General features: G+C 70.9%; 5 protein-coding genes. 1 reads left to right on the top strand and 4 read right to left on the bottom strand.

What is annotated here, in order from left to right; all coding sequences use genetic code 11:
• Both JWQ05_RS13915 and JWQ05_RS13910 read right to left on the bottom strand, forming a co-directional pair.
• Positions 1-1,277: terminase family protein (locus JWQ05_RS13915; RefSeq protein WP_299659246.1), on the bottom strand; the 1,277-nt coding region annotated here is incomplete at its 3' end.
• Positions 1,222-1,980 (bottom strand): hypothetical protein, encoded by a 759-nt coding sequence (locus JWQ05_RS13910; RefSeq protein WP_299659243.1) that lies wholly within the window; start codon positions 1,978-1,980, stop codon positions 1,222-1,224. The genes JWQ05_RS13915 and JWQ05_RS13910, both read right to left, overlap by 56 nt.
• Positions 1,981-2,163: 183 nt before the next feature.
• Here JWQ05_RS13910 and JWQ05_RS13905 point away from each other — a divergent pair, with 183 nt between their 5' ends.
• A complete protein-coding gene (locus tag JWQ05_RS13905) occupies positions 2,164-2,937 on the top strand; it encodes a methyltransferase domain-containing protein (protein WP_299659240.1) in 774 nt (257 codons plus the stop codon).
• Positions 2,938-2,953: 16 nt separating this feature from the next.
• Here the strand turns inward: JWQ05_RS13905 and JWQ05_RS13900 are convergent, their stop codons facing one another.
• Together JWQ05_RS13900 and JWQ05_RS13895 are read right to left on the bottom strand one after the other, a co-directional pair.
• Positions 2,954-4,561, bottom strand: a complete 1,608-nt coding sequence (locus JWQ05_RS13900; protein ID WP_299659237.1) for a PepSY domain-containing protein — start codon at positions 4,559-4,561, stop codon at positions 2,954-2,956.
• 55 nt (positions 4,562-4,616) lie between these two features.
• Positions 4,617-6,754 (bottom strand): TonB-dependent siderophore receptor (locus JWQ05_RS13895; protein WP_299659234.1); only part of this gene is annotated, 2,138 nt, incomplete at its 5' end.

The following is a 6,754-nucleotide window of genomic DNA, read 5'->3' as shown; positions in this document are numbered from 1 at the left end:
AGCCGCCGGATGCGCGGCTCCGGCCCGCCCCGCAGCAGCAGGTGCGTCAGCGCCCAGACCAGGGCGTCGAGGCGGTCGGGCGAGGCGCCCGACGAGAGGCCGTCGGGGCCGAAATCACAGAGTTCGTCCTCCAGGGCCGGCAGGGCGCCGACATGATGGACGCGCCCCTGCGCGTAGAGCACCGAGACGGGCTCGGCCCGCAGGTACTTGCCGCGCGTGGCCCGCACCGCCGTCACCGGCACGCGGGCATCCACCTGGGCGAGCACGGCGGTGGCCATCTCGCCACCCTGGTTGACCTCGACCACGAGGCCATCGGCGTCGAGCCGATGGTAGAGCGCCAGCGCCGCCGCGGCCCAGGTTCCGGGGGCGGCGCGGGCCAGGGTCGCGTCGGCGAGCACGAAGGCGTGGCCGGCGGCATCGAGCCCGGCGGCCACGATCCCGCAGGCATCGGCGCCGGCCTTGGAGGAGGCCGGCGGATCGACCGCCACCACGATCCGGCGCAGGTCCTCCGGCGCGCGGGGCACGCGCCCGGCTTCCAGCACGGCGCGGGTCCAGAGGGCGTCGGCCCGCTCCTCGATGATCTCGCCGTCGAGTTCCTGGCGCCCGAGGCGGGTGCCGGCGTAGCGCCCCACCACCGCGTCGAGGAAGGCGGGCGCGAGGTTGGCGGCGTTGTCGGCGGTGCGCGCCCGGCTGACCACCGTGCGCGGGTCGGACAGGATCCGGCGCAGGAGCGGGATCGGCCGGGGCGTGGTGGTGACGAGGCCGCGCGGGCGTTGCCCGAGGCGCAGGCCGAACTGGATCATGTCGTAGGCGGCCTCCGCGTAGCGCCACTTGGCGACCTCGTCGGACCAGGCCGCTCCGAATTGCGGCCCGCGCAGGGAATCCGGCTCCTCCGCCGAGAAGGCGAGGCCGACCGCCCCGTTCTCCCATTCCAGGCGCCGGCGCGAGGGCGACCAGGCGGGCCGCCGCCCCGACAGCGCCAGGAGGCCGGACGGCCCGTCCACCATGACGTCGCGCACGTCCGCGAAGGTCTCGCCGACGAGCGCGATGCGGCCTACGGGCGCCATCGTGAAGGCCGGGTCGCCGAGCGCGAGGGCGCGCACCCATTCGGCCCCGGTGCGGGTCTTGCCGGCGCCGCGCCCGCCGATCACCGCCCAGGTGGTCCAGTGGTCGAGGGCCGGGCAGGGCGGCAGCTGGTCGTCGCGGGCCGTCAGGAGCCAGTCAGCGCCGAGCCCCCGGATCAGGTGCGGGGGCAGGCTCTCCAGGAATGCCGGCATCCGGCCGCTCCGTGCCGAACGCCTCAAGCCGTCGCGCGATCTCCGCGCGCAGGGCGGGCAGGTCGTGGTCGCGGGCGGCCGTGGCGTCGCCGTCGAACTCCGCGCCATCGCCCGCTCCCGTGTTCCGCCCGGCCTTCGTGGGGCGCTCGGGTTTGCCCCGCTCGTCCTGGTCCGCCTCGTCGAGGAGGCGCTTCAATCCGCCGAGGTCGCGCAGCACCCGGGCGCTGTCGAAGGCCTTCGGGTCGGCCGCGCCGTCGTCGGCGCTCAGCGCGGCGTCGAGGCGGACGATCTGCCGGGCGATCTGCAGGCGCAGGGCCGCCCGCAGGTGGCGCGGATCGGTGTCGGGCCCGCTCGCCACCGCCACCGCGCCGGACCGGCGTCCCTCCAGGCCGCAGCGGGTGAACAGCGCCTCCGCTCGGCGCCGGGGCACCCCCATGGCGAGCGCGAGGTCTCCGACGTCGAGCCAGGGCTGCGCGTAGAGGCGCGCCACCGCCGCGCGGCGTGCGGTGTTCCAGCGGGCGGGGTCGAACCCGGTGGCCGCCGTGGCGGCCGGCGGACGCCAGCCATGGCGCCGGTTCCAGGACCGGATGGTGGCGGGCAGGACACCGGTCTCCGCCGCGATGGCATTGATGGGACGGCGCGTCGTGCGCATCGCCGCCTCGACGGCGGCGCGGAGCGAGCCTGCGATGGGCACCCGGATCATCGCTGTCTCCGCCGCCACTCACACTTCTTGAGCGTGGGGTATCGATACCGCAGGAGCGTCGCGCTGTCAATCATAAATTCCTAAGATCGGATTTTAGTCAGGAGCGGCGTGGGCGACCGCAGCGAATTGGAAACCGCTTCGTGGTTTACTCCCGCGCGCTGCCCTGAACCCGAGACCTTTCCGATGAGCCTGGACGCGATCGAGATCCGCCGCCCGCCCCGGAATGCGCTGGTGCCGCGTGCCGGCTGGATCTCGAACCTGCTCGGGCGCCTCCAGCTCATCGCCGACCTGCAGGTGTTCACGGCCTCGCGGGACGCCAAGCGCTGGCTACGCCGCCAGCGCGGGGCGCTGCTCGAAGTCGGCTGCGGCGAGCAGCCCTACCGGCGATACGTGCCGCCGGCCTGCCGCTACACCGGCATCGACCGCGTCGAGGCGGGCGCGGACTTCCGGATGTCGGCGCTCGCCGACATTACCTACTACGCCGGTTCCACCTTCCCGGTGGCGTCGGGCGGCATGGACGCCCTGTTCCACACCGAGGTCCTGGAGCACGTGCTGGAGACGGGCGCGTTCCTCGACGAGTGCGCGCGGGTGCTGAGGCCGGGGGCCGAGATGTTCTTCACGGTGCCATTCCAGGCCCGCTACCACTTCAAGCCGCACGATTACTTCCGCTTCACCCCCGCCGCCCTGGCGCATCTCCTCTCCGAGCGCGGATTCACCGAGATCGCGGTGGCGCCGCGCGGCAACGACATCGCGGTCGCGGGCTACAAGGTGGCGGCGATCCCCTTCCGCTGGGCGTATGAGGGGCTCCTCGGAAAGGCCCTGTTCGCCGCAGCGATCCCGCTGACCGCGACGGCCCTGCTCGTCGCCCATGCGGCGATGGCGCTCCGGCTCGGCTCGGACGACGATTGCCTCGGCTACTCGGTGACGGCGCGCAGGGCGCCTGACCCGCTAGCCTGAACGCGCGCAGGCTCGCTCACGCTTCGGCGAGCGCGTCCGCCCTCTGGGGGGCCTGCGCCAGGGGAGTCCGGCGCGTCGCCTCCGGGGCCGGCGCGCTGCGCCCGGCCCTCCGGGGCGGGGCATAGCGGGCGACCTTGCGGGCCGCGACGGCGAACAGGGCCGCGAGCGCCAGGAGCGTCGCGTCGAACCAGACGAAGCGGGCCTCGCCCTCGAGCAGCCCGGCCCAATCGTGATCCACCCGGGCGATGTCGGCGCCGACCACCGCGAGGTAGAGGCCGGCGGTCACGCTCAAGGCCACCCGCCAGGCCCGGCGCTGCGGGCCCGCAAGGGCTGCCAGGGTCACGAGGGCCCAGACGCCGAAGAAGGCCGCGATCTCCCAATCGGCGCGCTGGCCGAGATCGACGGGCAGGAGCCGGTTGGCCAGGAAATAGGCCGCGATCGCCCCGGGCAGGCCCGCGACCGCGCCGATGTTCAGGGCCTGGACGAGGCGCAGGCCGAGGAAGCTGCGCTCGCCCAGCTTCGGCAGGCGCGCCACCGACCAGAGCACGAGGCCGGTCGCCACCATGGCGGAGCCCATCAGGCCGCAGACGAAGAACAGGATGCGCAGGGCCGGCCCGGCGAAATGCGCCTCGTGCAGGCCGACCATCGTCGTGAAGGTCCGGGTCGCCGGCTTGAGGCCGCCCTGGCGCACCTCGCGCACCGCACCCGTCACTCCGTCGAAGGCGACCTGCGGGTGCGCGTGCGAGAGCCCGTGCGGCTCCTCGAACACCGCCACCACCGTGGCGTTGGCGTCGCGGGGGTTGAGAACCGAGAGCCGCTCCAGCGGCTCGGGCACCCGCGCCATGGCCTCCCGCACCATCGGGCCGATGGGGGACAGCGTGCCGGGCCGCCCCGCGGGCGGGCGGGGCGCCGTGGTCTGGCCGCTCTCGGCATAGAAGGCCGGTGCCTCGCCCTTGTACGCCGTGGTCACCCCCCAGGGCATGTACATCAGCGCGAGGGTGACGATGCCCGTGTAGGTGATCATGAGGTGGAAGGGCAGGGCGAGCACGCCGGTGACGTTGTGCGCGTCGAGCCAAGCCCGCTGCGCCGCCTTGTCCCGCCGGAAGGTGAAGAAGTCCGAAAAAATGCGCCGGTGCGTGACGATGCCGGAGATCAGCGCCACCAGCATGATCATGGCGCAGATGCCGACGATCCAGCGGCCCCAGAGCGGGGCCATGTGCAGTTCGAAGTGGAAGCGGTAGAGAAAGTCGCCGCCTCGCGTGTCGCGGATCGCGGCGGGTTCGCCGGTCGCGGGATCGAGCCGCGCCTGGCCCGGGGGCGTGCCCGGCCGGGTCCGCCAGAACAGGTCGATGACCGGCTGGTCCGGCTGCGGCAGGCCGATGAACCAGCTCCGCGCGCCGCCCGCATGGGCGTCGAGATGCGCGATGCCGAGTTCGGCGGCCCGCGCCATCGCGTCGGGCGAGAACGGCGCCGCCTGTCGCAGTTCCGGCCGCATCCAGCGCGAGATGTCGGCCCGGTAATAGCTCGCCGTGCCGGTGACGAAGACCGCGAGCAGCACCCAGCCGACGACGAGCCCGGACCAGGTGTGGAGCCAGGCCATGGCCTGGCGGAAGGTCGTCCCCATGCGTGCTCCGGTCGAAGTCGTTTCGCGTGATGCGGAAAAGGCCGGGCCTTGGGCGCTACCAGCGGTAGCGCAGGGTCGCGTAGACGGTGCGGGGCAGGCCGAAGTAACAGCCAGAATAGCCGAAGCAGCCGGTGACATATTTTTCGTCGAGTAGGTTCTGGGCGTTGATCTGCATCGTGAAGCCCTGGAGCGTCGGGTTAATATATTTCAGGTCGTAGGAGGCAACGGCGTCGAGAAGCACGTTCTCCGGAACCTTGAAGGTGTTGGCCGGATCCCCCCAGGAGGTCCCGAGATAGCGCACGCCACCGCCGAGCCCGAGGCCGATGAGTGGGCCCTCGGTGAAGCGGTAATCCACGAATACCGAGGCGGTGGTGTCGGGCACCTGCACCGGGTGTAGGCCGACGAGCGACACTTGTGCGCCGGTCACGGCGTTTCGGGTGAAACTCCGGTCGGCGGTGTTGCGGATATCGAGAAGCGAGAAGCCGCCAATCAACGTGAGGTTATCATTGAGGTTCGCCCGCGCTTCCAACTCGATGCCCTGTACGCCGACTTCGCCGGTTTGGAGGACGTAGCCGGAATTGGCGGGGTCGGGGTTCGTCGCGTTCGAGCGCCGAATGTCGAAAGCGGCGGCCGTGAGCAGTATCTCGGTGCCGGGCGGCTGGTACTTGATACCGGCCTCGTACTGATTGCTTGCGATCGGATCGGGGATGCGTCCGGCCGAGCCGAAAGCGGTGTCGAAGATCCGGCCGTTGACGATAGGCTCGAACGCTTCGCTGTAGGAGACGTAAGGGGCGATACCGTTGTCGAACAGGTAGAGGAGGCTCGCGCGGCCGGTGAACGCATCGGCGGGCACGTCTTGGTTCGCCACGACGCCGGTGGTCAGGCTTCGGGTCGGGCCGGACTGGCGGGCGGAGTCGTAGCGGCCGCCGAGGGTGAGGACGAGGCGGTCGAACTTGATCTGGTCCTGCAGGTAAACGCCCGTCTGCTCGGCGGTGATGCGCGCGGCCGACGTGAAGGCCGGAAAGGCGATGTTCGTGTCGTAGTTCGGCGCCAGGGCGTTCAGGCTGATCGTCCGAGGGAACGGCCCCGACAGGGTCCGGGTCTCGAAATTCCGGTAATCGACGCCCACGAGCGCAGTGTGGGAGAAGATGCCGGTGTCGAAGGTCGCGACAGCGTTATTGTCGATAGTGAAGGCATCGATGCCGACGCGGGTACCGCCCACCGAGCGGCCGATCAGTGGTCCGCTGGCGGATATGGTGTTGACCGTGTCGTCGAGGGTCGTGAAGACGCTGCGATAATCGCCCTCGGTATGCAGGAAGCGGGCGGCGGAGTGGAAGCGTAGATTATCGCTGAACCGGTGGTCGAAGATGTAGCTTACCGAGGCCTGGGTCCGATCCGAACGCTCAATGTTCCGGTCGCCGTCGTAGAAGTCGACCGGCAGGCGGCCGATGATACCGTTGCCGAAATTGCGGGCGAACACCGAGCCTACCGCCGGGACACCTCCGTAGAAACCTGAGAACGGATCGCGCTGGTAGTTGCCGATAACTGTCAGCGAGGTATCGGCCGAGGGCCGCCAAGTGACGCTTGGGTTGATGAAGAAGCGCTCGACCTGGGTCGTGACGGCAGGGCCGTCACCCTTCCAGCCGAGCCCGATCACACGGTAGGCGAACTGGTCGGCGAGCGGTCCGGCTTCGGCGGAGATCGGGCCGCCTATATCGAAGCCGCCGCGCACCTCGTTGAAGCCGCCGCCCTGGACGAAAAGCTCGCCATGCTGAGCAAACCGCGGGACCTTCGACACGAAGTTGATGATGCCGCCTGGGCCCGACTGCCCGTAAAGCACCGAGGCCGGCCCTTTGATGACGTCGATCCGCTCCACCCGAAAGGGATCGACCGTGGGCGAGGCATCGCGGCTGCCCGGCAGGGCGAGGCCGTCGAGGAAGAGTGGAGCCTGGAAACCGCGGATGAAGAATTGGTCGTTGCGGGTGGCGCCTGCCCCGCCGCGCTGCTCGGTGGTCACGCTCGGGGAGTAGCGCAGGGCTTGGTTGAGTGTCAGCGCGTTCTGGTCGTCGATCTGCTGGCGCCCGATCACCGAGATCGATTGGGCGGTCTCCAGGATCGGCGTGTCGGTCTTGGTGGCCACGCGGCTCTGCGTGGCGACGTAGCCCCGGACGGGGCCGACGGCCCCGCCGGGCT

It is taken from the genome of Methylobacterium sp. (assembly GCF_028290105.1).
Taxonomy (GTDB): domain Bacteria; phylum Pseudomonadota; class Alphaproteobacteria; order Rhizobiales; family Beijerinckiaceae; genus Methylobacterium.
The sequence above is the reverse complement of the archived record's forward strand: the minus strand, read 5'-3'. Positions and strand labels throughout refer to the sequence as shown.

Coding starts and splice junctions, on each gene's coding strand:
- JWQ05_RS13910 (WP_299659243.1), bottom strand. CDS start 1,980: ATGATCCGGGTGCCCATCGCAGGCTCGCTCCGCGCCGCCGTCGAGGCG.
- JWQ05_RS13905 (WP_299659240.1), top strand. CDS start 2,164: ATGAGCCTGGACGCGATCGAGATCCGCCGCCCGCCCCGGAATGCGCTG.
- JWQ05_RS13900 (WP_299659237.1), bottom strand. CDS start 4,561: ATGGGGACGACCTTCCGCCAGGCCATGGCCTGGCTCCACACCTGGTCC.